26 protein-coding genes are annotated in these 21910 nt (G+C 57.2%); 12 read left to right on the plus strand and 14 right to left on the minus strand.

From position 1 onward, the window contains the following. Nucleotide 1 precedes the first annotated feature (1 nt). Genes rfaF through AC3WOK_RS18520 form a run of 4 tightly spaced genes read left to right on the plus strand, consistent with a single transcriptional unit; the run spans nucleotide 2 to nucleotide 4246 of the window. On the plus strand, nucleotides 2–1048 hold the full coding sequence (gene rfaF, locus AC3WOK_RS18505) for an ADP-heptose--LPS heptosyltransferase RfaF (protein ID WP_492354937.1): 1047 nt from the start codon (nucleotides 2–4) through the stop codon (nucleotides 1046–1048). 3 nt (nucleotides 1049–1051) lie between these two features. Next, on the plus strand, nucleotides 1052–2038 hold the full coding sequence (gene rfaC, locus AC3WOK_RS18510) for a lipopolysaccharide heptosyltransferase RfaC (RefSeq protein ID WP_063431739.1): 987 nt from the start codon (nucleotides 1052–1054) through the stop codon (nucleotides 2036–2038). Continuing rightward, complete coding sequence (gene rfaQ / locus AC3WOK_RS18515) at nucleotides 2031–3140, plus strand: putative lipopolysaccharide heptosyltransferase III (protein WP_059312388.1); 1110 nt, start codon at nucleotides 2031–2033, stop codon at nucleotides 3138–3140. The genes rfaC and rfaQ overlap by 8 nt, the downstream gene beginning before the upstream one ends. Further along, complete coding sequence (locus AC3WOK_RS18520; protein WP_492354938.1) at nucleotides 3137–4246, plus strand: glycosyltransferase family 4 protein; 1110 nt, start codon at nucleotides 3137–3139, stop codon at nucleotides 4244–4246. Before rfaQ ends, AC3WOK_RS18520 begins: the two co-directional genes overlap by 4 nt. On the opposite strand, the gene AC3WOK_RS18525 is transcribed toward AC3WOK_RS18520, so the two are convergent. Next, nucleotides 4225–5328: a glycosyltransferase family 4 protein gene (locus tag AC3WOK_RS18525; protein WP_492354939.1), complete on the minus strand. Its 1104-nt coding sequence runs from the start codon at nucleotides 5326–5328 to the stop codon at nucleotides 4225–4227. The genes AC3WOK_RS18520 and AC3WOK_RS18525 overlap by 22 nt on opposite strands. A gap of 157 nt (nucleotides 5329–5485) precedes the next feature. Here AC3WOK_RS18525 and AC3WOK_RS18530 point away from each other — a divergent pair, with 157 nt between their 5' ends. The 4 genes from AC3WOK_RS18530 (at nucleotide 5486) to coaD (ending at nucleotide 9063) form a co-directional block, all read left to right on the plus strand. Beyond that, on the plus strand, nucleotides 5486–6469 hold the full coding sequence (locus AC3WOK_RS18530; protein ID WP_492354940.1) for a glycosyltransferase: 984 nt from the start codon (nucleotides 5486–5488) through the stop codon (nucleotides 6467–6469). 66 nt (nucleotides 6470–6535) lie between these two features. Then, nucleotides 6536–7810 carry a lipid IV(A) 3-deoxy-D-manno-octulosonic acid transferase gene (waaA, locus tag AC3WOK_RS18535; protein ID WP_047347567.1) on the plus strand — a complete coding sequence of 425 codons (1275 nt, stop codon included), beginning with the start codon at nucleotides 6536–6538 and terminating at the stop codon, nucleotides 7808–7810. Beyond that, nucleotides 7810–8580: a glycosyltransferase family 2 protein gene (locus AC3WOK_RS18540; RefSeq protein WP_059310372.1), complete on the plus strand. Its 771-nt coding sequence runs from the start codon at nucleotides 7810–7812 to the stop codon at nucleotides 8578–8580. The genes waaA and AC3WOK_RS18540 overlap by 1 nt, the downstream gene beginning before the upstream one ends. 3 nt (nucleotides 8581–8583) lie before the next feature. After that, nucleotides 8584–9063, plus strand: coding sequence for a pantetheine-phosphate adenylyltransferase (gene coaD, locus AC3WOK_RS18545; RefSeq protein WP_047347565.1), 480 nt, complete (start codon nucleotides 8584–8586; stop codon nucleotides 9061–9063). Between the two features lie 2 nt (nucleotides 9064–9065). On the opposite strand, the gene mutM is transcribed toward coaD, so the two are convergent. The 4 genes from mutM to radC all read right to left on the minus strand — a co-directional run bounded on the left by mutM (nucleotide 9066) and on the right by radC (nucleotide 11261). Beyond that, a complete protein-coding gene (gene mutM, locus AC3WOK_RS18550; RefSeq protein ID WP_023309890.1) occupies nucleotides 9066–9875 on the minus strand; it encodes a bifunctional DNA-formamidopyrimidine glycosylase/DNA-(apurinic or apyrimidinic site) lyase in 810 nt (269 codons plus the stop codon). A gap of 72 nt (nucleotides 9876–9947) precedes the next feature. Next, a complete protein-coding gene (gene rpmG / locus AC3WOK_RS18555) occupies nucleotides 9948–10115 on the minus strand; it encodes a 50S ribosomal protein L33 (RefSeq protein ID WP_003024094.1) in 168 nt (55 codons plus the stop codon). A 22-nt stretch (nucleotides 10116–10137) separates the two neighbouring features. After that, the gene (gene rpmB, locus AC3WOK_RS18560; RefSeq protein WP_002436699.1) at nucleotides 10138–10374 is read right to left on the minus strand and encodes a 50S ribosomal protein L28; all 237 of its coding nucleotides are present in this window, start codon (nucleotides 10372–10374) and stop codon (nucleotides 10138–10140) included. Between the two features lie 218 nt (nucleotides 10375–10592). Further along, nucleotides 10593–11261, minus strand: coding sequence for a RadC family protein (gene radC, locus AC3WOK_RS18565; RefSeq protein WP_059310370.1), 669 nt, complete (start codon nucleotides 11259–11261; stop codon nucleotides 10593–10595). A gap of 170 nt (nucleotides 11262–11431) precedes the next feature. Between radC and coaBC the strand changes: the two genes are divergently transcribed. From coaBC to slmA, 3 genes are all read left to right on the plus strand, one after another. Beyond that, nucleotides 11432–12643, plus strand: coding sequence for a bifunctional phosphopantothenoylcysteine decarboxylase/phosphopantothenate--cysteine ligase CoaBC (gene coaBC / locus AC3WOK_RS18570; protein WP_123138578.1), 1212 nt, complete (start codon nucleotides 11432–11434; stop codon nucleotides 12641–12643). Further along, nucleotides 12621–13079 carry a dUTP diphosphatase gene (gene dut / locus AC3WOK_RS18575; RefSeq protein ID WP_047347561.1) on the plus strand — a complete coding sequence of 153 codons (459 nt, stop codon included), beginning with the start codon at nucleotides 12621–12623 and terminating at the stop codon, nucleotides 13077–13079. The genes coaBC and dut overlap by 23 nt, the downstream gene beginning before the upstream one ends. A 120-nt stretch (nucleotides 13080–13199) precedes the next feature. Then, nucleotides 13200–13796: a nucleoid occlusion factor SlmA gene (gene slmA, locus AC3WOK_RS18580; protein WP_063957923.1), complete on the plus strand. Its 597-nt coding sequence runs from the start codon at nucleotides 13200–13202 to the stop codon at nucleotides 13794–13796. An 82-nt stretch (nucleotides 13797–13878) separates the two neighbouring features. Here the strand turns inward: slmA and pyrE are convergent, their stop codons facing one another. Together pyrE and rph are read right to left on the minus strand one after the other, a co-directional pair. Next, the gene (pyrE, locus tag AC3WOK_RS18585) at nucleotides 13879–14520 is read right to left on the minus strand and encodes an orotate phosphoribosyltransferase (RefSeq protein WP_010426430.1); all 642 of its coding nucleotides are present in this window, start codon (nucleotides 14518–14520) and stop codon (nucleotides 13879–13881) included. Nucleotides 14521–14587: 67 nt separating this feature from the next. Continuing rightward, nucleotides 14588–15304: a ribonuclease PH gene (rph, locus tag AC3WOK_RS18590; RefSeq protein ID WP_059310368.1), complete on the minus strand. Its 717-nt coding sequence runs from the start codon at nucleotides 15302–15304 to the stop codon at nucleotides 14588–14590. Nucleotides 15305–15429: 125 nt separating this feature from the next. On the opposite strand from rph, the gene AC3WOK_RS18595 reads away from it, so the two are divergent. Beyond that, the gene (locus AC3WOK_RS18595; protein ID WP_059310367.1) at nucleotides 15430–16293 is read left to right on the plus strand and encodes a YicC/YloC family endoribonuclease; all 864 of its coding nucleotides are present in this window, start codon (nucleotides 15430–15432) and stop codon (nucleotides 16291–16293) included. Between the two features lie 80 nt (nucleotides 16294–16373). On the opposite strand, the gene AC3WOK_RS18600 is transcribed toward AC3WOK_RS18595, so the two are convergent. The 7 genes from AC3WOK_RS18600 to AC3WOK_RS18630 all read right to left on the minus strand — a co-directional run bounded on the left by AC3WOK_RS18600 (nucleotide 16374) and on the right by AC3WOK_RS18630 (nucleotide 21902). Continuing rightward, nucleotides 16374–17024, minus strand: a complete 651-nt coding sequence (locus tag AC3WOK_RS18600; protein WP_492354941.1) for a hypothetical protein — start codon at nucleotides 17022–17024, stop codon at nucleotides 16374–16376. Beyond that, nucleotides 17017–18066 (minus strand): plasmid segregation protein ParM, encoded by a 1050-nt coding sequence (locus AC3WOK_RS18605; RefSeq protein WP_264439707.1) that lies wholly within the window; start codon nucleotides 18064–18066, stop codon nucleotides 17017–17019. Before AC3WOK_RS18605 ends, AC3WOK_RS18600 begins: the two co-directional genes overlap by 8 nt. 43 nt (nucleotides 18067–18109) lie before the next feature. Beyond that, nucleotides 18110–18814 (minus strand): C40 family peptidase, encoded by a 705-nt coding sequence (locus AC3WOK_RS18610; RefSeq protein WP_063957998.1) that lies wholly within the window; start codon nucleotides 18812–18814, stop codon nucleotides 18110–18112. 102 nt (nucleotides 18815–18916) lie between these two features. Continuing rightward, a complete protein-coding gene (gene lafU, locus AC3WOK_RS18615) occupies nucleotides 18917–19846 on the minus strand; it encodes a putative lateral flagellar export/assembly protein LafU (protein ID WP_063957926.1) in 930 nt (309 codons plus the stop codon). Beyond that, the gene (motA, locus tag AC3WOK_RS18620) at nucleotides 19846–20709 is read right to left on the minus strand and encodes a flagellar motor stator protein MotA (RefSeq protein ID WP_059310363.1); all 864 of its coding nucleotides are present in this window, start codon (nucleotides 20707–20709) and stop codon (nucleotides 19846–19848) included. Before motA ends, lafU begins: the two co-directional genes overlap by 1 nt. Before the next feature lie 7 nt (nucleotides 20710–20716). Continuing rightward, nucleotides 20717–21418, minus strand: a complete 702-nt coding sequence (locus AC3WOK_RS18625) for a FliA/WhiG family RNA polymerase sigma factor (protein ID WP_059310362.1) — start codon at nucleotides 21416–21418, stop codon at nucleotides 20717–20719. 13 nt (nucleotides 21419–21431) lie between these two features. Further along, nucleotides 21432–21902 carry a flagellar basal body-associated FliL family protein gene (locus AC3WOK_RS18630; protein ID WP_059310361.1) on the minus strand — a complete coding sequence of 157 codons (471 nt, stop codon included), beginning with the start codon at nucleotides 21900–21902 and terminating at the stop codon, nucleotides 21432–21434. Nucleotides 21903–21910: the final 8 nt, after the last annotated feature.

Consider the following 21910-nt stretch of genomic DNA (forward strand, 5'->3'; position numbering starts at 1 on the left):
TATGAGAATTCTGGTGATCGGCCCGTCATGGGTGGGCGACATGATGATGTCGCAAAGTCTCTATCGCACGCTCAAGGCGCGCTATCCCCAGGCGATAATCGACGTGATGGCACCCGCCTGGTGCCGTCCGCTGTTATCGCGTATGCCGGAAGTGAATGAAGCTTTCCCGATGCCGCTTGGCCACGGGGCGCTGGAAATTGGCGAACGCCGCAAGCTCGGCCATAGCCTGCGCGAGAAGCGCTATGACCGCGCGTATGTCCTGCCAAACTCCTTTAAATCTGCCCTGGTGCCCTTCTTTGCCGGCATCCCACACCGTACTGGCTGGCGCGGTGAAATGCGCTACGGCCTGCTGAACGATGCGCGCGTGCTGGATAAAGAAGCCTGGCCGCTGATGGTGGAGCGTTACGTGGCGCTGGCCTATGACAAAGGCGTGATGCGCAGCGCGAAAGACCTGCCGCAGCCGCTGCTCTGGCCACAGCTTCAGGTTAACGAGGGTGAAAAATCCCACACCTGCAACGCGTTTGGACTATCGTCTGAACGCCCGATGATTGGCTTCTGCCCTGGCGCCGAGTTCGGCCCGGCAAAACGCTGGCCGCACTATCACTATGCGGAGCTGGCGAAACAGCTGATTGACGAAGGCTACCAGATAGTTCTGTTCGGTTCGGCAAAAGACCACGAGGCAGGCAATGAAATCCTCGCGACGCTCAGTAACGAACAGCAGGCATGGTGCCGCAACCTGGCGGGAGAAACCCAGCTTGAGCAGGCGGTTATCCTGATTGCCGCCTGTAAAGCCGTGGTTACCAACGACTCAGGCCTGATGCACGTCGCCGCTGCGCTCGACCGCCCGCTGGTTGCGCTGTATGGCCCAAGCAGCCCGGACTTCACGCCTCCGCTTTCCCATAAAGCGCGCGTCATTCGCCTCATCACCGGTTACCACAAAGTGCGCAAAGGCGATGCCGCAGAAGGCTATCACCAGAGCCTGATCGACATTACCCCGCAGCGCGTTCTGGAAGAGCTTAACGAACTGCTGTTGAGCGAAGAAGGATAACGGATGCGGGTATTGATCGTTAAAACCTCGTCAATGGGCGATGTTCTGCATACGCTGCCGTCGCTAACGGACGCCATGCAGGCCATTCCCGGCATCCGTTTTGACTGGGTAGTGGAAGAGGGCTTCGCGCAAATCCCCACCTGGCATGAAGCGGTCGACCGCGCGATCCCGGTGGCGATTCGCCGCTGGCGCAAAGCGTGGTTCTCTGCTCCGATTAAAGCCGAACGCAAAGCCTTCCGCGAGGCGGTGCAGGCGCAACGCTACGATGCCATCATCGACGCGCAGGGGCTGGTCAAAAGCGCCGCGCTGGTGACGCGTCTGGCGCATGGCGTAAAGCACGGCATGGACTGGCAAACCGCCCGCGAACCGCTGGCGAGCCTGTTCTATAACCGCCGACACCACATCGCGAAGCAACAGCACGCGGTGGAACGTACCCGCGAGCTGTTTGCAAAGAGTCTTGGCTATGCCAAGCCCGAAACGCAGGGCGATTACGCCATTTCGCAGCATTTTTTGCACAGTTCGCAACAGAAAGGCGCGCCTTATCTGATTTTTCTTCATGCGACGACCCGCGATGACAAACACTGGCCGGAGGCGCACTGGCGCGAACTGATCGGCCTGCTGGGAAATGCGGGGCTACGTATTAAACTTCCGTGGGGCGCACCACATGAAGAAGCACGCGCCAGGCGTCTGGCGGCAGGGTTTGATTACGTTGACGTTCTGCCGCGCATGAAACTTGATGGCGTAGCCCAGGAGTTGGCCGGCGCTGCAGCAGTGGTCTCCGTGGATACGGGCCTCAGCCACCTGACGGCGGCGCTGGATCGACCTAATATTACGCTTTACGGCCCAACGGACCCGGGTCTTATCGGCGGCTATGGAAAAAATCAATATATCTGCCGCCCGGAATACTCATCGCAGCTGAGCGATCTCAGTGCCGCTGCGGTATTTGCGCAATTAGAGCCTTTGCTGGCAGCAGAGAGAGCCTATGTCTGATTTTTTCTCAGCGGAGCGTCCACCAAAGCGCGTGCTGATCGTTAAGCTGCGTCACCACGGTGATGTTCTGCTTACTTCGCCGGTGTTCACCGTGCTCAAGAAGAACTGGCCGAACGTGGAGGTCGACGCGCTGGTCTATGACGACACGCAGGCGATGCTGACCAGCCACCCTCATATCGACCAGGTCCATACCATCGGGCGCAACTGGCGTAAAAAAGGGTGGTTTGAACAATTCCGCCTCTACCGCGCGCTGCTCAATATCCTGAAAGGCCGTCAGTATGACGTGCTGATTAACCTGACCGAACACTGGCACGGCGCGCGTCTGGCGCGTCGCCTGAAGCCCCGCGTCTCCGTCGGCTTTAAGCCGGATAAACGCGGGGGCCTGGCGCGTCGTCGCTGGGTGAAATCGTTCACCACGCTCTACCCGGCGATTCAGGACAACAGCCGCCATATGGTGGAGGTCAATCTGGACGCCCTGCGCCGGATCGGGATTCATCCGCAGTCCGACGAAGACAAACATACCCTCTTTGTACCTGGCGATGCGGCAGAAGCCTCTGTTGCCGAAAAACTGGCCGGGTTTGGGCTCACGAGTAAATCCTATATCCTGGTTCACCCGACCTCACGCTGGATGTTTAAGGCCTGGGATATAAAAAAGCTGGCAGCGACCATTGATAACCTGGCGGCGCGCGGCCTGCCGATTATCCTCTCCGCCGCACCGTCAAAAGAAGAGAAGGCCTACATGGATGAGCTGCGCGCTGCCCTCACCCAGCCGGTCTTTGATTTAAGCGGTCAGTTGAACCTGAAAGAGCTGGGCGCGCTCATGAAGCACGCGCGGGTGTACTTCGGTGTGGACTCCATGCCGATGCACCTTGCAAGCGCCGTCGGTACGCCGACTGTCGCCATATTTGGTCCTACTGGCGCCATCAAATGGGCGCCGTGGGGGGTAAATTACCGTGTGATTGTGGCCGGGTTTACCTGCCAGCCGTGCGGGAAAGCGGGCTGCGGAGACAGCGGTGTCTCAGACTGCATCACCGCTATCACGCCGCAGCAGGTGCTGAGCGCCATTGATACAATGCTTCTGGAAACGGAAACCCCTGCATGAAGCTGGCGATTGTTCGACAGACCTACAACTCCAACGGTGGCGCTGAGCGTTTTGTCTCACGAGCGCTTAACGTGCTGGCACAGGATACCTCGCTTGACGTCACGCTGATTGCCCGCCAGTGGGAAGATGCCGCTGGCTGGAAAACGCTGACGGTCAATCCGCCGTTTCGCAATCGCATCGCTCGTGAATCCGGTTTTGCCGCCGAAGCCGCCGCGCATTTTGCGCAGTTCGATATTGTGCAAAGCCACGAGCGCATACCGGGAGCCACCATTTTCCGGGCGGGCGACGGGGTTCACGCCACCTGGCTTGAGCAATATGGTCGTATTCTGTCGCCGCTGGCGCGCTGGGCGCAACCTCTGAGCCGCTATCACCGCTACATTCTGCAGGCTGAGACGCAGATGTTTACCCATCCGCAGCTGCGCAAGGTGATATGCAATTCGAAGATGGTGCGCGACGATATCGCCCGTCGCTTCGGGCTGTCGGATGACAAGCTGACGGTGATCTATAACGGCGTCGACACGGACCAGTTCAGCCCTGACGTGCGCTCCCTTTCGCAGCGTGAAGCGCTGGGAATTCCCCCTGCCGCGCCGGTGCTGGCGTACGTTGGGTCAGGTTTCAGCCGTAAAGGTGTTGCCACCGCGCTGCGCGCCATTGTGGCGCATCCTGACGTCTGGCTGTTGATTGCCGGGCGCGATAAACATGCGCGGAAGTTCGAAAAACTGGCGCAAGCGCTGGGGGTTTCCTCACGCGTGAAGTTCCTTGGACCCGTTGCCAACGTCCGCGAAGTGTATGGCACGGCTGATGCACTTATCCTGCCGACGCTCTACGATCCCTTCCCGAACGTCTGCGTGGAAGCGCTGGCCTGCGGTTTGCCGCTGCTCACCAGCCACGGCTGCGGCGCGGCGGAGTGGATAACAGAGGGTCAAAACGGCTGGGTACGCGATGCGCTGGACAGCGAAGGTTACCAGCGGGCCATCTCTCTGTGGCTAAAAGGCCGAGAACAGGGGGTCGATTACTCCGCTGCTGCACGTGCAACTGCGGAGCCTTTCACCCTGGACAAAATGGCGCGCGAGCTACAAGCGCTTTATCGCGACTTGCTGCGCTGAGCGGCATCGGAGAAGACCTTCTCCATCGCGTCCAGCATACATTCACGGGTAAAGTGCGTGCTCAGGTAGTCATACCCCTGTTGCGCGAGCGTCTCGCGAAGGGCTGAGTCGTCATAGAGCTTCATTATGGCATCGTGCAGTGCGTTTTCATCGCGCTGCGCGATTAACAACCCCGTCTGGCCGTTAATCACCGCGTCTCCCGTTCCACCAGCATCCGTTGCAATGGTTGCAATCCGGGAGGCTAACGATTGCAGCACGCCCTGCGGAACACCTTCCATATCGTGCGAAGGGCTCAGCGCAATATCAAACGCCGGGAACCAGCGTTCCGGATCGGTTTGATGTCCCGCCATAACCACCCGCTGCTGTAACCCCAGCGCGGTAATTTCCTGTTCCAGCGTCGCTTTGTGCGGGCCTTCGCCGACAATCGCCAGCTTGATCTGCGGATTGTCGATTTTCGCCAGGGCTCGCAGCAGTACGCTGTGACCTTTGTTCGGGCGCAAATGCGACACCACGCCCAGCCAGAAATCTGACTCCGATAAGCCACAATGCGCGCGGGCTTCGTGCTTATCTCCCGGGTGAAATCGCTGCGTATCGACACCGCTTGGCACCGACGTACTCTGGGACATCGGCACGCCAATATTTGCCACCTGATGACGTAGCGCCTCTCCCGTAGTCACAATATGCGTGCAGGCCGTGCGAAACAGCCAGCGGGTCGTCCAGTTGTTGCGCGGTACGCCTGACGCATGACGGGTGCGGACCAGCGGCACGGGGTTAGCGAGTGTCAGATTCGCCAGCGCCACCAGCCAGGTATCGGCGGAGTTATGACTATTGATGACGTCAATCGACCGGCGGTTATCCTTTAACCAGCGGCGCAGCAGCTGCAAGTTTTTAAGGTTTTTACGCTTCAACGGCATCTTGACAACCGTCAACCCCGCATTGCGCGCCAGCGCGTGCAGCGGCGCCGTTTCCGGGCAAAGGATAGTTACCTGATGGCCACGCTGAATCATCCCTAGCGATTCGTTGATAATGCGCAGAGGCTGTCCGCCTTTGCCGCCGTCTGCTTCAGTGTGAACAATATGCATACATTTCCCGTTAAGAATCTCGCCCGCGTGACGCTAATTTTCCGCCTGAAAGGATCTTTGTCCCGCCAGGCATATGTTTTTAGTATCCACCAGATATAATACAGCACGAATGGTATCACCATATTGGGTGGCCTGCCCTGAACACAACGGAGAAAGCATGTCCGACAAACCTTTATTGAGCCTTGTAGTCGCCGTCTATAACGGTGAAAAATTCCTCAGTGCATTTTTCGACAGCATCAAAGCTCAACATCTGGACAGTCTGGAACTGGTCGTTGTGAACGACGGGTCAAGCGACAGCTCCTCCGCCATCATTGCGCAGTACGCCGATGAATTCCCGTTCTTCAAGGTTATTGACCAGGCTAATCAGGGCGTCTCAGCAGCCCGTAATACGGGCCTCGCGCAAGCAACCGGCGAATACGTTGCCTTCCCGGATATTGATGACGTCATTTACCCGGGTATGTATCCGCGCCTGCTTGAGATGGCCAAAAAGAACGATCTCGATGTAGCGACCTGCAACGGCACGTATATCTACGATGATGGCAGGCCGTCGAAGAAAATCTTTCCGTCCGACAAACTGCAGACCACAGACGTGCTGGATGGCCCAACGTGGCTACAGCGCGCGCTGGCGTCGCGTAAATTCCTGCACGTGACCTGGCTGAATATTTATCGCCACGCGTTCATTAAAGAGCAGGGTTTCACCTTTGAACATGGCCTGCGCCACCAGGATATCCCGTGGACTACCGAAGTGCTGCTGACGGCCAAACGCGTACAGTACACTGACGAAACCTTCTATGACTACCTTATTCATTCCGCCTCCGTATCGCACACGCCAGGGACGGATGACACGCGCATGCGTAACGCGCGTCATTACATGAAAATCCTGGAAATGCTGGATGTTATCAACCAGCGTTACCCGGAAGCCGTACGCCGGGTGCCAGCCTGCCGGTGGCAGATTGCAAAAGAGGGACTGGGCATTCTGCACGCCATTAACAACATCGGCGATCTCAGCAAAAAACGTGAAATCATTCGCGAACTGTTCGACCGCGGTATCTGGGCACTCATATGGAAAAATGCCCGTGGCCTGCGCCAGCACTGGCGACTGGGCCGCCGTTACTTCCGCTTAAAGCGGTATCTGGCATAAGAGATAGCTTTACCTGGCTTAAATGCTTAGAATTTGCCCGCCGAAACTAAAAAAACGGATAATCGCTTGGAATTGTTGTATACCGCTCTGCTCTACATCATTCAGCCACTGGTGTGGCTGAGACTGTTGCTTCGTAGCCGTAAAGCGCCTGCGTATCGTAAACGCTGGGCTGAGCGCTATGGCTTCTGCCGCAATAAAGTCGTACCGGACGGTATTTTGCTGCATTCCGTTTCTGTTGGTGAAACACTGGCGGCGATCCCGCTGGTTCGCGCCCTGCGTCACCGCTATCCGTCGCTGCCGATCACCGTCACGACGATGACGCCGACCGGCTCGGAGCGCGCGTTATCCGCTTTTGGCAAAGACGTGCAACACGTCTATCTCCCTTACGATCTGCCCTGCGCCATGAATCGTTTCCTGAATACCGTTCGCCCGAAACTGGTGATTGTGATGGAAACCGAACTGTGGCCGAACATGATTTCCGCCCTGCATGCCCGTAAAATTCCGCTGGTGATTGCCAACGCGCGCCTTTCAGAGCGCTCGGCGAAAGGTTACGGCAAGCTGGGTAAATTTATGCGCCGCCTGCTCAGCAAAATCACGCTGATTGCCGCGCAAAACGAAGAAGACGCAGCGCGCTTTGTCTCTCTCGGTCTCAAACGTAACCAGCTTGCGGTAACGGGCAGCCTGAAATTTGATATTTCGGTTACCCCTGAACTCGCCGCCCGCGCGATCACGCTGCGTCGCCAGTGGGCTCCGCGTCGTCAGGTCTGGATTGCGACCAGTACCCACGATGGCGAAGAAGCGATTATCCTGCAGGCTCACCGTCAGTTGCTGGAAAAATTCCCTGATTTACTGCTGATCCTCGTGCCTCGCCATCCGGAGCGTTTTAAAGATGCCCGCGACATGGTGCAAAAAGGCGGTTTCAGCTACACCCTGCGCAGCAGCGGTGAGATCCCTTCCGGCAGCACCCAGGTGGTGATTGGCGATACGATGGGCGAACTGATGCTGCTGTACGGCATTGCTGACCTCGCGTTTGTCGGTGGTAGCCTGGTCGAACGCGGCGGTCATAACCCGCTGGAGCCGGCAGCCCACGCCATTCCGGTGCTGATGGGGCCACACACGTTTAACTTCAAAGATATCTGCGCGAAATTGCAGCAGGCCGATGGCTTAATTACCGTGACCGATGCGGATTCGGTGGTCAAAGAGGTCTCGACCCTTCTGACTGACGAAGATTATCGCCTGTGGTACGGGCGTCATGCCGTCGAAGTGCTGCATCAGAACCAGGGCGCACTGACCCGTCTGCTGCAACTTCTGCAACCTTATCTGCCTCAGCGGAGCCACTAATGTCAACGCGTCTGTCGGTCGTAATGATCGCCAAAAACGCCGCCGACCTGCTTCCGGACTGCCTGGCCTCCATCGCCTGGGCTGACGAAATCGTCGTGCTCGATTCCGGCAGCACGGACAATACGGTGGACGTTGCCCGCGCAGCGGGTGCAAAGGTCTTTATCAACACCGACTGGCAAGGCTATGGCATCCAGCGCCAGCGCGCGCAGGGATACGCCACAGGCGATTATGTCCTGATGCTCGACACCGACGAGCGCGTCACGCCAGAACTTCAGCAGGCTATTCAGGCAGTGCTATCCTTGCCCCAGCCTGGCGCGGTATACAGCATTGCGCGCCGCAACTACTTCCTTGGCCGTTTTATGCGCCACAGCGGCTGGTATCCAGACCGCGTGATGCGTCTCTACGAGCGCGAGCGGTATCAGTACAACGACAGCCTGGTCCATGAATCCCTGGCCTGCGACAGCGCCCAGGTGATTCCCCTGACGGGCGACCTGCTGCACCTGACCTGTCGGGATTTCGCCAGCTTCCAGCGTAAGCAGCTTAACTATGCCACCGCATGGGCGCAGGAGCGCCACCAGCGCGGCAAGAAGGCCACGCTGAGCGGTATCTTCACCCATACGCTGGGCGCGTTTCTGAAAACGCTCCTGCTGCGCGGTGGCGTACTGGACGGTAAACAGGGGTGGTTACTGGCGGTGGTGAATGCCCAGTATACTTTCAACAAATACACCGAGCTGTGGGCGCTCTGCCGCGGCTACTCAGAGAAAACGTGAGCCATGAGCACAAAAGCGATTTATCCGGGTACCTTCGATCCGATCACAAACGGTCATCTTGATATCATCACCCGTGCGGCGTGCATGTTCGACAAGGTGATCCTGGCGATTGCCGCCAGCCCCAGCAAAAAACCGATGTTCGATTTGCACGAGCGCGTACAGCTCGCCACCGATGCCATTTCGCACCTGCCGAACGTTGAGGTTGTCGGGTTTAGCGATCTGATGGCTAACTTCGCCCGCGCTCAGCAGGCAAACATTCTGATCCGCGGTTTACGCGCGGTGGCAGACTTCGAATATGAGATGCAGCTGGCGCACATGAACCGCCACCTGATGCCGGAGCTGGAGAGCGTATTCCTGATGCCCTCTAAAGAGTGGTCGTTTATCTCTTCCACGCTGGTAAAAGAGGTGGCGCGCCATCACGGGGATGTTACCCATTTCCTGCCGGCTAACGTCCACCAGGCGTTGATGGAAAAGCTAAAGTAGCGCTATTTCTGGCACTGCCGGCAGTAAAACGTCGCGCGCTGGGCGTGCTTCGTGGCAATAACTGGCGTGCCGCAGACTCTGCACGGTTCGCCTTTACGGCCGTACACCTGCAGCTCCTGGGCAAAATAGCCCGGCTTGCCGTCACTTTGCAGGAAGTCCTTCAGCGTTGTCCCGCCCTGCTCAATCGAGCGCAGCAGTACCGCTTTAATCACTCTGACCAGCAATTCGCACTCTTGCGCCGACAGCGAAGAGGCCAGCCGATCGGGATGGATCCCGGCCGCAAACAGCGATTCGCTGGCATAGATATTCCCCACGCCGACCACCAGCTTATTGTCCATCAGCCAGGGCTTAATCGGGCTCTTTTTCTTTGCGCACTTCGCTTTCAGGTATTCCGCGTTAAACGCGTCTGAGAGCGGCTCCGGGCCCAGATGCGCCAGTACGTTATGCCCTTCCAGCTCCTTCGTCCACAGCCACGCGCCAAAGCGCCGTGGGTCGGTGTAGCGGAGCACTTTGCCGTTGCTCATCACCAGATCGACGTGGTCGTGTTTTTCCGCAGGCAGTTCTTCGGTCAGAATGCGCAGGCTCCCGGACATTCCCAGATGGATAATAATCCAGCCGTCGGGCAGTTCCAGAAGCAGGTATTTAGCGCGGCGCTGCACGCTAAGGACGGGTTTATCGCTCAGGGCATGGATCTCATCGGACACCGGCCAACGCAAACGCCCATTACGGACAACCGCGTGAAGAATAGTCGCACCGACCAGATGGGGCTCAATGCCGCGGCGGCTGGTCTCTACCTCAGGTAATTCAGGCATGGTTCCTCCGTTGAGATGCAGAATGCAAAAAACCCCGCAGTTGCGGGGTTTTTCTATACAAGGAGACTAAAATTATTTGATTTTAGCTTCTTTGTACAGTACGTGCTGGCGTACAACTGGATCGAATTTTTTCAGTTCCAGTTTTTCCGGCTTAGTACGTTTGTTCTTCGTGGTGGTGTAGAAGTGACCTGTACCAGCAGAAGAAACCAGCTTGATTTTCTCGCGAATACCTTTAGCCATGATTTATTTCCTCTTTAAGTACTTAGTACTTTTCGCCACGGGCACGCAGTTCAGACAGAACTGTATCGATGCCTTTCTTATCGATTACACGCATACCTTTAGCAGATACGCGCAGGGTGACAAAACGCTTCTCGCTCTCAACCCAGAAACGGTGAGAGTGCAGGTTCGGCAGGAAACGGCGTTTAGTCGCGTTCAGTGCGTGGGAACGGTTGTTACCGGTCACCGGACGCTTGCCAGTAACTTGGCAGACTCGGGACATGTCTATTCTCCAAAAATCAAATTAGCTCGAGCTTCGTATGGGGTATCGGCGCCTCGTCAGGCTTTACAGCCCGGTCATCGCATAGTTCTAAGTGAACTCTCGATTGCCAGGCCCAAATGCCAAACCCGAGATTCTCAAAGGTGGCGTAGTATACGCTGACTCGGCGGTGTGCTCAAGTCCCGAACAGACAAAGATCCCGATGGATCGCGAGAAATAGCCTAAATCCAGCCATGTTCTGCAAAAGAAATGTACTCTCCGCGGCCAATTATCAAATGGTCCAGCACACGAATGTCCATGAATTGACAGCATTTGATAATGCGTTCGGTGATTTCTTTGTCAGCTCTGCTCGGTTCTGCACAGCCAGAGGGGTGATTATGCGCGAGGATCACGCCCGCTGCATTCACTTTTATCGCTTCCCGCACAATTTCACGCGGATGGACCTCGACGTGGCTTAACGTACCCGCAAAAAGGCAGCTGTGTTTCAGCACCCGGTTTCTGTTGTCGAGAAAGATCACCATGAAGATCTCACGCTCGGCATCGGTTAACTGGCTTTGCAGAAATTCGCGCGTCATCGCGGGCGTCAGGATCGGATCTTCCTCCTCCATGCGAACCCTGTAAAAACGCCGGGCCAGTTCAGCAATGCCTCTCAACTGGGCATATTTTGCCACGCCGATGCCCTCGACGTGCTTAAACTGCGCCAGTTCTGCGGTCAGCAACCCGTGCAGTGAGCCGAAATGCGCTATCAGCTCTTTTGCCAGCGTAAACACCGTCTTCCCGGACGTTCCGGTTCGTAAAAAAAGCGCCAGCAGCTCATCGTCTTTTAAAAGGGTGACGCCATAGCGCAGCAGTTTTTCGCGCGGCAGCAGCTGCTCATCCTCTTCGTCCATGCTCTTTCTCCTTTTTTACCGCATGCTGCCACAGGCCAGTCAGCGGCTCGACGACCGCGTTGCGTTCTTGCGTAGCGCCTCGCAAAGCGACCGAAGGACAAAATCACCTCGTTTTAGGGATTGTGATAAAATGCCCGCTCTCTGGTGAAACCCAACAGGAAAGAATCATGATGAGCCTGGCCGGTAAAAAAATCGTTCTTGGCGTGAGCGGCGGTATTGCTGCCTATAAAGCGCCGGAGCTGGTGCGTCGTCTGCGCGAGCGCGGGGCAGATGTGCGGGTCGCGATCACCGAAGGCGGTAAAGCCTTTATCACGCCCCTGAGTCTGCAGGCGGTTTCAGGGTACCCGGTATCCGACAGCCTGCTCGATCCGGCCGCCGAAGCCGCGATGGGCCATATTGAGCTAGGGAAATGGGCAGACCTGGTCATCCTTGCTCCCGCCACAGCGGATTTAATCGCCCGGGTGGCAGCCGGTATGGCAAACGACCTGGTCTCCACCATTTGTCTGGCCACGCCTGCGCCCGTTGCCGTCGTGCCTGCCATGAACCAGCAGATGTACCGCAACGCGGCCACCCAGCACAATCTGGAGACGCTGGCCTCACGCGGCCTGCTTATCTGGGGACCGGACAGCGGCAGCCAGGCCTGTGGCGACGTTGGCCCAGGGCGTATGCTTGACCCGCTGACTATCGTCGAGCTGGCCGCCGCCCATTTTTCGCCTGTCAACGATCTGCAACATCTCAACATCATGATTACCGCGGGCCCCACGCGCGAGCCGCTGGATCCGGTGCGCTATATCACTAACCACAGCTCCGGCAAGATGGGCTTTGCCATTGCCGCCGCAGCGGCAAAGCGCGGCGCAAACGTCACGCTGGTGAGCGGCCCGGTATCGCTGCCTACGCCCGCACGTGTAACGCGAATTGACGTCACCACCGCGCTTGAGATGGAAGCCGCAGTTCAGGCGCACGCGCAAAGCCAGCAAATATTTATCGGCTGTGCGGCCGTCGCGGACTATCGCGCCGAGACCATAGCCGAGGCTAAAATTAAAAAGCAAGGCGATGAATTAACACTAAAAATGGTGAAAAACCCGGACATTGTCGCCGGTGTCGCCGCACTAAAAAGCCATCGTCCTTACGTTGTTGGGTTTGCCGCAGAAACAAATAATGTGGAAGAATATGCCCGGCAAAAACGTACCCGCAAAAACCTCGATTTGATTTGCGCGAACGACGTATCGCTGGCCACACAAGGATTTAACAGCGACAGCAACGCACTGCACCTTTTCTGGCAGGATGGAGATAAAGTCTTACCGCTTGAGCGCAAGGAACTCCTGGGCCAACAATTACTCGACGAGATCGTTACCCGTTATGATGAAAAAAATCGACGTTAAGATTCTGGACCCGCGTGTTGGCGAGCAATTCCCGCTGCCAACCTATGCCACCTCCGGCTCCGCCGGACTTGACCTGCGCGCCTGTCTCGATGACGCCGTAGAACTGGCGCCGGGTGTCACTACCCTGGTGCCGACTGGCCTGGCCATTCACATTGCTGACCCGTCTCTGGCGGCGGTGATCCTGCCGCGTTCTGGCCTGGGCCATAAGCATGGCGTTGTGCTGGGTAACCTGGTTGGCCTGATTGACTCTGACTACCAGGGTCAGCTGATGGTCTCCGTCTGGAACCGAGGTCAGGACAGCTTCACCATTGAGCCCGGCGAACGTATCGCGCAGATGGTCTTTGTACCGGTGGTACAGGCAGAATTTAACCTGGTGGCAGACTTTGACGCCACCGACCGTGGCGAAGGCGGCTTCGGCCATTCCGGGCGCAAATAACCGCCCGACAGAGACGTATCCCACAGCGCCATAATGCAATAACAAACCGCAAACGTCAGTTTGCGGTCGCTGTGTGGATGCCAGCCTGGCAAGTGCTTATTTTCAGGGGTATTTTGTAACATGGCAGAAAAACAAACCGCGAAAAGGAATCGTCGCGAAGAAATACTTCAATCTCTGGCGCTGATGCTTGAATCCAGCGATGGCAGTCAACGCATCACCACCGCTAAACTGGCCGCCTCTGTTGGCGTGTCTGAGGCGGCGCTGTACCGTCATTTTCCGAGCAAGACCCGGATGTTCGACAGCCTGATCGAATTTATTGAAGATAGCCTGATCACGCGCATCAACCTGATTTTGAAAGACGAAAAAGACACCACCGCGCGTCTGCGTCTGATTGTGCTGTTAATCCTGGGCTTTGGTGAACGCAATCCGGGTTTAACCCGTATCCTGACCGGTCACGCGCTGATGTTCGAGCAGGACAGACTGCAGGGCCGCATTAACCAGCTTTTCGAACGTATTGAAGCCCAGCTGCGTCAGGTACTGCGCGAGAAGAAAATGCGTGAAGGCGAAGGATACAGCATTGATGAAACGCTGTTGGCAAGCCAGATACTGGCGTTTTGCGAAGGCATGCTCTCACGTTTTGTGCGCAGCGAATTTAAATACCGTCCAACGGACGATTTTGACGCCCGCTGGCCGTTAGTGGCTGCTCAGCTGCGGTAACAGCGTTGCCGGACGGCGGCTTCGCCTTATCCGGCCTACGAATTGGTAGGCCCGGTAAGCGTAGCGCCACCGGGCAATGCAATTAAACCCCGAACTCTTCCCGGTAAGCACGCACCGCGGCCAGATGGTCTGCCATCTCCGGCTTCTCTTCCAGATACGCAATCAGGTCTTTCAGGGTGATAATCGACGTCACTTTGCAGCTGTAATCGCGCTCCACTTCCTGAATGGCGGAAATCTCACCGCGACCGCGCTCCTGACGATCCAGAGAAATCAGCACGCCAGCCAGCGTCGCGCCGTTGGCCTGGATAATCTCCATTGATTCACGGATCGCCGTGCCCGCGGTGATCACATCGTCGACCAGCATGACGCGGCCCTGCAGCGCGCTGCCGACCAGATTACCGCCCTCACCGTGGGTTTTGGCCTCTTTGCGGTTAAAGCAGTACGGCACGTCGCGGTCATGGTGTTCCGCCAGCGCAACCGCGGTGGTGGTCGCAATCGGAATGCCTTTGTAGGCCGGGCCAAACAGCAGGTCAAAATCAATCCCGGAATCCACCAGCGCTTCGGCATAGAAACGGCCTAACAGTGCCAGATCGCGCCCGGTATTAAACAGCCCGGCGTTGAAGAAATAGGGACTCTTACGCCCGGATTTCAGCGTAAACTCGCCAAACTTAAGTACCTGCTTGTTAAGCGCAAACTCAATAAACTGGCGCTGATACGATTTCATGGATTTGCTCCTTTGGTTTTTCTGTCTTACAGGCAAAAAAAAGGCGACTCATTGGTCGCCTTTAAAATCAATTTTCTAACGCCGCTTTCTGCGTCGTTACAATAGATTCGATTCCCCCTCGGGCCAGAGCCAGCAGGGCAAGAAGTTCCTCATGGGTGAACGGCTCGCCTTCTGCCGTGCCCTGCACTTCGATGATGCGACCATCTTCGGTCATCACCACGTTCATGTCCGTCTCGGCAGCGGAATCTTCAACGTATTCCAGATCGCAAAGCGCTTCACCGTTAACGATGCCCACGGAGACCGCCGCAACCATGCCTTTCATTGGGTTGGTTTTCAGCTTACCGGCCGCGACCAGTTTATTCAGGGCATCCGCCAGCGCCACGCATGCGCCGGTAATGGAGGCGGTACGCGTGCCGCCGTCTGCCTGAATCACGTCGCAGTCCAGCGTGATGGTAAATTCGCCGAGGATTTTCAGGTCAACGGCGGCGCGCAGCGCACGCGCGATCAGACGCTGAATTTCCATGGTACGACCGCCCTGCTTGCCTTTTGCCGCTTCGCGGGCATTACGGGTATGGGTCGCACGCGGCAGCATGCCGTACTCTGCGGTGATCCAGCCCTGGCCCTGACCTTTCAGAAAGCGCGGAACGCCTTCTTCGATGGACGCGGTGCACAGAACCTTCGTGTCACCAAACTCAACCAGCACGGAGCCTTCAGCGTGTTTTGTATAGTTACGGGTCAGGGTGACGGGACGCACCTGATTGGCGCTACGGCCTGATGGACGCATGATGGATTCTCCGGCTTGAAACGAATGTGGCTGCGCATTATACGGATAAAGGACGCTTATTCCTATCCTGAGAAGCCCCCGAAAGCTATAATCCCCCCATCTCTCCTTTAAAAACGGGAATGTCTATGATCCGCAGTATGACCGCCTACGCCCGGCGTGAAATCAAGGGTAGCTGGGGTAGCGCCACATGGGAAATGCGCTCGGTAAATCAGCGTTACCTGGAAACGTATTTCCGTATGCCGGAGCAGTTCCGCAGCCTTGAGCCTGTTGTACGCGAGCGTATCCGTAATCGTCTGACGCGCGGTAAAGTGGAATGTAACCTGCGTTTCGAGCCTGATGCCAGCGCGCAGGGCGAACTGATCCTCAACGAAAAACTGGCGAAACAGCTCGTCAATGCGGCGAACTGGGTCAAAATGCAGAGCGATGAAGGCGAAATCAACCCGGTTGATATTCTGCGCTGGCCTGGCGTTATGGCCGCCGGTGAGCAGGATCTTGATGCCATTGCCGCCGAAATCCTTGCAGCCCTCGACGGTACCCTGGACGACTTTATCGTTGCCCGTGAAACCGAAGGCCAGGCACTGAAAGGGATGATTGAGCAGCGCCTTGAAGGCGTAAGCGCTGAAGTCGCCAAAGTACGCACCCATATGCCAGAAGTGCTGCAGTGGCAGCGCGAGCGCCTGGTCGCCAAGCTGGAAGAAGCGGAAGTTCAGCTGGAAAACACCCGTCTGGAACAAGAGCTGGTGCTGATGGCGCAGCGCGTTGACGTCGCTGAAGAGCTGGACCGTCTGGAAGCGCACGTTAAAGAGACCTACAACATTCTGAAGAAGAAAGAAGCCGTGGGCCGCCGCCTCGACTTTATGATGCAGGAGTTCAACCGCGAGTCGAACACCCTGGCGTCTAAGTCGATCAATGCGGAAGTCACCAACTCAGCGATTGAGCTGAAAGTGCTGATTGAGCAGATGCGCGAGCAGATCCAGAATATCGAGTAACGTTTCACGCGTGACTTATCAGAATAAAAGACCATTGAAATGATGGTCTTTTTTTTGCGCTTCGTCAGCCACGCCCTGTTCTAAAAAATCCCCTTCTTACGAATTTCCTTCATTTTCTCCGTTGGCGCATTAAGCGCGCTCACGTCCAGCGCTTCCGCCTGCCCTTTTTTGGTACTTTCGGGCTCGACGGCACGGCCAGACGTGCGCAGCTGCAGCAGCTGCAGGTTTTGCTGTTCAAGCAGGACCTTAAGCTTCGCCACCTCGCTTTGCAGCTCATTCAACGCCTGGCGGGAGGTGTCGTCCGGCGTGGCCTGTCGCTGTAGCGCATCCGACATTAGCGCGCGCATCTGTCTTAACTGCTGCTTGCTAAAATCCCCGCCCGTCGCGGGCTGTTCTGGCACAGGCGGCGTTGACGGGGCAGTGGCTACCGGCAGCAGCCCGGCACTCGCCAGCTCGCCGCACAGCTCATCAAGGGTCAACGCGTCGCGCCCCAGAGACTCGGCAATATGGCTGCACAGCGGCGGGCTCATCAGCTGGAGCTGTAATCCGGCAAGGTAAACGTTGCGATGGAAGCGACGCATTTCCATACTCACATCACCCGGATTGCTGCCCGCCTGGCTCAGCGCCTGATGCCACTTTTTAAGCTCCAGCATCGCGCGCAGATCCGCGCGCGTTTGCTCCGGCGACAAATGCAGCGATAGATCAACGCGGCGAATGCGCCTGTTACTCATCGTCGCCCACCTCGGCCATGCGCGGCGCGGCTATCGTCTCCACCCCGGCGTCGGCATGGTAGAGGCAAATTTCGCGGGACAGCGCGCTCTGCGGGTTATCAATCGCAATCACCCGGTCGCCAAGCGTGGCGTAGGCCTCGCGGACGGCGGATTCAACCAGGTGCGCACCGCCGCCAACCAGATAGACGCGGTTGGGGTTCTTGGCGAACTTCTTCGCTTCGTAAGCCACCTGGTCGCCCAGCTCCTGAATCTTAATCTCCACCCGCTCGAGGATCTCTTCGATACGCGATTCATCGTTAATGACGCTTCTGACAAAATCCCTGTCGTGGCGGCGTTTAATCAGCTCGTTCGCCACCAGATAGCTGGAGTCGCTGTCAGCGGCGGCCAGCAGCTTGCGGGTTGCATCCGTGACCATCGCGACGCCGATTTCGTTGTTACCGTAAATCGCGGAAACATCGTCAAATTCGCCGACAATCACCCCCATATCCAGCGTGGTCCCGCCGCAGTCGATGACCAGCGACCGGGTGAATTCGGTGACGCTGGAGTTCAGAAGATGGGAAAGCGCGGCAGGCAGGCTTTCCGGCATCACCTGTACATCAACAATCCGGAACAGCTCGCCTTTATTCAGGGTGATGTCGCGCATCAGGTTACGACGCTTGGCCTCGATGCGGCTTTCGTTGCGCTGGCAGTCATCCGGGTTGTAGAACTGGGTGATCGGCAGCGTGACGATCACCTCTACGTCGCACGGCGCGATGCCGGTCAGCAGCAGGGCGTGGTGAACGGCCAGCAGGTTGAGATCGTCATACTGATAGTCAATGTGGGTCGTGGATAGCGCCTTATCGGACGTCGCATCATAGGTATATTTGGTCGTGCCGATGGTGTAGTTGTACACCGACTGCCCGCGCAGCAGCGCCGCGCTTTTCCAGTCTTTGCGGAAGGAGTTCGGCGATACCACTGTCTTCAGCGTGCCGTTCTCAATCCAGCTAATTTTTACGTTAGTTGAGCCATCATCAATGGCGAATTTCATTCGGGTTACGGTCATGATTTTTTCAGTCCAAAAGGGGGTTAACGGGCGTTACGCGGGCCTAAAGCACGCGCCGGGCACCCAGATAATGTGATTGCCAGAAATTGTCAGAAAGTTGGCTGATACGGATCGTCAGTCCGGTTCGCGGTGCCTCAATAAAGCGTCCATCGCCGAGATAAACGCCCACGTGGTCCGCGCCAGGGCGCTGGTTGATATTGAAAAAGACCAGATCGCCCCGCCGCAGTTTTTCCTGGTGAACGGGCTTCAGGGCGTTGTCCTGAAACATTCCGTTGGCCGTGCGCGGCAGCTTGCGGTCCAGCACATCATTAAAGGCGTAGAACACCAGCCCGCTACAGTCGAAGCCGTCGCTGGGGCTGTTTCCTCCCCACAGATAGGGCTTGCCGAGCTGGCTCTCCAGGCGATGGATCACGGTTCGGAGCTTGCTGACGGACTTTTGTGTACGGCGCGTCGCGATAGCGGCGTCATCCTGCACGTCGCGCCACAATGCTTCAGAGCGGCCCAGGCTACCGGGTGACCAGCGGGAATGCATCGCCAGCCTTTCCCGATTTCTGGCGCGTTCGGCCAGCCGTTGCGCCATTTCCTGGCGCTTCTGCTCCGGCGCGGGTGGCGCCGCGGCAACCCGCTTTTTTGCCTTCGCCAGCAGACGCTGGCGGTTCTGTTCGCGCTTTTTCGCATCGCTGACGGTTTTGGCCTCCGGTGTTTTTACCGGTACTGGCGCTGCGCTGACGTAGCCTGTCGTTACCATCAGCATCAGGAAGAGGAAAAAAAAGCGTACCTGCCGGGTGACAGTCCGGACAGGTACAAAGGTGATGATGAGGAGGAACAGGTTCACAGCGCGACGGTCGAATTAAGGGTTTTGAGCGAGTTTATCGGTCAGCGGCTTAATCACCTTCTCCCCGTGCTGGCCAAAAAACTGATACAGCGAATCGCTGGCCGAATGCGTCAGCACCATGATTTCAATCCGGCGGTTGGCCGAACTGAGCGGGTGCTCCGGGTCAAGCAGCATCTGATCGGCCATACCGCTAACCTGCAGAACTTTGTTGGGATCCAGGCCGCTGCGGGTCAGCACCGAACGCGCCTGCATTGCGCGCTCGCCGGAGAGGTTCCAGTTGTTGTAAAGCTCCTGATCGCGAAAGCGGGTGGCATCGGTATGGCCCGTGATGATGATTTTGTTATTGATTTTGTTCAGCTCGGGGGCAAACTCGGTGAGCAGGCGCTTGAAGAACGGCGTCAGGATCGCGCTGCTGCGCTGGAACATCTCCCGTTTCCGATCGTCGGTGATCAGAATACGCAGCCCCTGCGGCACGATTTCCATCTTCAGGTTGGCCTGCGCGTCGTAGGCTGACGTGATCTTCATGATGATGCGCGCCAGGTCTTCAATCTCGTTTTGAGAACGCGCGCTGACCTCTTCCAGGCTCTCCGTCTTTTTATTCTGACCAGCAAGCGCGGCCTCTTTCTTCGCCTGCTCTTTAAGGTGCTCTTTTTTCCTGGCGTGACGCGTATCAAGCAGCGCGAGCTGGCCGCCGTTCCCCTCTTTGTGGGTAACAGGCGTCATCGAATTGCCTTCAAAAATAGACTCGCCGTTCAGCAGCGAGACAATCTCTTTACGTTCCTCTTCCGTTACCGCGCCCATAATCCACAGCACCATAAACAACGCCATCATCGCCAGCGTAAAATCGGCGAAGGCGACTTTCCACGCGCCGCCATGAAAGGTGTCATGGCTTTTGCGCGAGGAGCGTTTGATGATGGTGGTATGTTCTTTGTTGCGGCTGCGCATCAGGCTTCACCCGTCATCTGTTCCACCCAGCCGTCCAGCGTCGCGAAGGTTGGTTTGGAATCCATCGGCAGCATTTTGCGACCCGCATCCACCGCCAGCAGCGTCGGCTTACCGGCCACGTGGTTAACCAGCACCGTACGCACGCACTCCAGCACGGCCAGCTGTTTTTTGGTGCGCTGTTCCATGGCGTTCGCCACCGGATCCATTAAGCAGTAGCAGAAGAAGACCCCGAGGAAGGTACCCACCAGCGCGGCGGCCACTTTCACCCCAATCACCGCAATGGAACCGTCGATAGACTGCATGGTGATGATGATCCCAAGCACCGCGGCGCAGATCCCGAAGCCCGGCATCGCCTCCGCCGTACGCTGCAGGGAGCGGGACGGTTGCAGCAGGTTTTCCTCCATCGCCACCAGCTCCTGCTCGAGGATCCCTTCCAGCTCGTGCTCGTTAATCTTGCCCATCGCCATCAGGCGGAAGTTATCGGAGATAAAGGTCACCAGCGCCTTATCGTGCAGCATCAGCGGATACCGCTGGAACAGCGGGCTGTTTTCCGGCGACTCGATGTGCTCGTCCAGCACCTTCAGGCCGCCGTCCTGCACCAGCTCCAGCAGTTCATAGAGCAGCATCAGAAGCTGGCGCTGGTACTCACTGGTGTATTCGTTTTTGCGCATGATGCCGCGAAACTGGCGGTACATTTCCGCCAGAACGGCGCGAGGGTTAGCCAGCACCATGGCGCCGAAGCCGGCGCCGAGGATGATGATAATTTCACCGGGCTGCCAGAATGAGGCGAGATGGCCGCCGGACATGAGAAAGCCGCCAACCACGCAGCCCATGATGATTACGATACCGAAGAATTTCTGCATACACCTTTCACTTCTGGAAAAAAGACTGAATTTTTTGAGCGATTTTTTTATTGAGCTGACACACCCTGGCTTCCGTTAAATCAAGTACCAGAGCGATCTCTTTCAGGCTCATCTCATGCTGGTAATAGAGCGTCACGATCAGTTGCTCACGCTCGTCCAGCGAGGCCAGCGCGCTGCGCAGCGTCCGGCTGGTGACGACTTCGTCTTCCAGCTGTCGGCTATTCAGCGCCCCGGTGTGGGCGTCATTGCCCAGTAGTTCATCCAGGCTCTCTATCGTTTTGGCGCAGTCCAGCAATAAATATTCCTGATACTCCTCCGCCGAGATGGACAGATGGCGGTTAAGATCCTCAAACGTGGGCGTCCGCCCGAGCTGGCGCGCCATGTCGCGGATACTGTCGTTCAGCTTGTGGGTCTTTTGCCGCAAGCGGCGAGGGCGCCAGTCCAGCAGACGCAGTTCATCCAGCACCGCCCCGCGGATACGCTGCACGGCGTAGGCGGCAAACTGCGCGTCCGGGTGCCCATAGCGGCGCAAAGAGGTCAGTAGCCCCATCAGGGCGATCTGCTCCATATCTTCGCGATCGATCACGCTGCTGGTCTGATAGGCGAGCTGCTTCACCACCTTGTTCACCAGCGGCAAATAGGCGCTGACGTAGCGCGCTTCATCTGCGGCCGTCAGGGTGTCACTCGCAATAAAATCCATCATGTCCATTACGGCTTAACCGTCACTGGAAGACCATTTTGCTGATGATGACGTCGTTAAAAGGGACGTCCATCTTCAGGCTCTTGAACCGCTCGCGGTAGGCGGCCTGCAGCTTATCGTGCAGCTGGTTCACGCTCATGGCGCGCACTTCGTCATAGTCGAGATCGGAGAGCAGGCTTACCGTTGCGCCACGCACCGCCGGGATCATATCCTTCGCTTTCGCTGCCTCTTCCGGGCCATTGGTCGCCAGGTTCAGCTCCAGCAGCAGGTAGCGCTCCGTCTCCCCGTTTCCCTTCAGGGTAATCACGACGTTTTTAATCTCCACAAACTCCACGGTTCCCTTGCCAGAGCTGCTGAATATCCCGGATAAGAAACTGCTGCCCGTCGCTTCATCCATGCGCAGCAAATGAGTACCCACTACCGTCATCCCCGCCGCCAGCATGGCGGTGAAGAGGGCGATAACGAGGCCGAAAGAGAGTGTTTTTACATTCATATCGTTTT

This window comes from Enterobacter sp. FW301-JW81, from assembly GCF_058788735.1.

Coding starts and splice junctions, on each gene's coding strand:
- AC3WOK_RS18610 (WP_063957998.1), bottom strand. CDS start 18,814: ATGGTAACGACAGGCTACGTCAGCGCAGCGCCAGTACCGGTAAAAACA.
- AC3WOK_RS18595 (WP_059310367.1), top strand. CDS start 15,430: ATGATCCGCAGTATGACCGCCTACGCCCGGCGTGAAATCAAGGGTAGC.
- AC3WOK_RS18540 (WP_059310372.1), top strand. CDS start 7,810: ATGTCAACGCGTCTGTCGGTCGTAATGATCGCCAAAAACGCCGCCGAC.
- rfaQ (WP_059312388.1), top strand. CDS start 2,031: ATGTCTGATTTTTTCTCAGCGGAGCGTCCACCAAAGCGCGTGCTGATC.
- dut (WP_047347561.1), top strand. CDS start 12,621: ATGATGAAAAAAATCGACGTTAAGATTCTGGACCCGCGTGTTGGCGAG.
- coaD (WP_047347565.1), top strand. CDS start 8,584: ATGAGCACAAAAGCGATTTATCCGGGTACCTTCGATCCGATCACAAAC.
- AC3WOK_RS18600 (WP_492354941.1), bottom strand. CDS start 17,024: ATGAGTAACAGGCGCATTCGCCGCGTTGATCTATCGCTGCATTTGTCG.
- motA (WP_059310363.1), bottom strand. CDS start 20,709: ATGCAGAAATTCTTCGGTATCGTAATCATCATGGGCTGCGTGGTTGGC.
- AC3WOK_RS18605 (WP_264439707.1), bottom strand. CDS start 18,066: ATGACCGTAACCCGAATGAAATTCGCCATTGATGATGGCTCAACTAAC.
- AC3WOK_RS18630 (WP_059310361.1), bottom strand. CDS start 21,902: ATGAATGTAAAAACACTCTCTTTCGGCCTCGTTATCGCCCTCTTCACC.
- slmA (WP_063957923.1), top strand. CDS start 13,200: ATGGCAGAAAAACAAACCGCGAAAAGGAATCGTCGCGAAGAAATACTT.
- rfaC (WP_063431739.1), top strand. CDS start 1,052: ATGCGGGTATTGATCGTTAAAACCTCGTCAATGGGCGATGTTCTGCAT.
- mutM (WP_023309890.1), bottom strand. CDS start 9,875: ATGCCTGAATTACCTGAGGTAGAGACCAGCCGCCGCGGCATTGAGCCC.
- rpmB (WP_002436699.1), bottom strand. CDS start 10,374: ATGTCCCGAGTCTGCCAAGTTACTGGCAAGCGTCCGGTGACCGGTAAC.
- rph (WP_059310368.1), bottom strand. CDS start 15,304: ATGCGTCCATCAGGCCGTAGCGCCAATCAGGTGCGTCCCGTCACCCTG.
- radC (WP_059310370.1), bottom strand. CDS start 11,261: ATGGACGAAGAGGATGAGCAGCTGCTGCCGCGCGAAAAACTGCTGCGC.
- coaBC (WP_123138578.1), top strand. CDS start 11,432: ATGAGCCTGGCCGGTAAAAAAATCGTTCTTGGCGTGAGCGGCGGTATT.
- rfaF (WP_492354937.1), top strand. CDS start 2: ATGAGAATTCTGGTGATCGGCCCGTCATGGGTGGGCGACATGATGATG.
- AC3WOK_RS18530 (WP_492354940.1), top strand. CDS start 5,486: ATGTCCGACAAACCTTTATTGAGCCTTGTAGTCGCCGTCTATAACGGT.
- pyrE (WP_010426430.1), bottom strand. CDS start 14,520: ATGAAATCGTATCAGCGCCAGTTTATTGAGTTTGCGCTTAACAAGCAG.
- AC3WOK_RS18525 (WP_492354939.1), bottom strand. CDS start 5,328: ATGCATATTGTTCACACTGAAGCAGACGGCGGCAAAGGCGGACAGCCT.
- AC3WOK_RS18520 (WP_492354938.1), top strand. CDS start 3,137: ATGAAGCTGGCGATTGTTCGACAGACCTACAACTCCAACGGTGGCGCT.
- AC3WOK_RS18625 (WP_059310362.1), bottom strand. CDS start 21,418: ATGGACATGATGGATTTTATTGCGAGTGACACCCTGACGGCCGCAGAT.
- rpmG (WP_003024094.1), bottom strand. CDS start 10,115: ATGGCTAAAGGTATTCGCGAGAAAATCAAGCTGGTTTCTTCTGCTGGT.
- lafU (WP_063957926.1), bottom strand. CDS start 19,846: ATGCGCAGCCGCAACAAAGAACATACCACCATCATCAAACGCTCCTCG.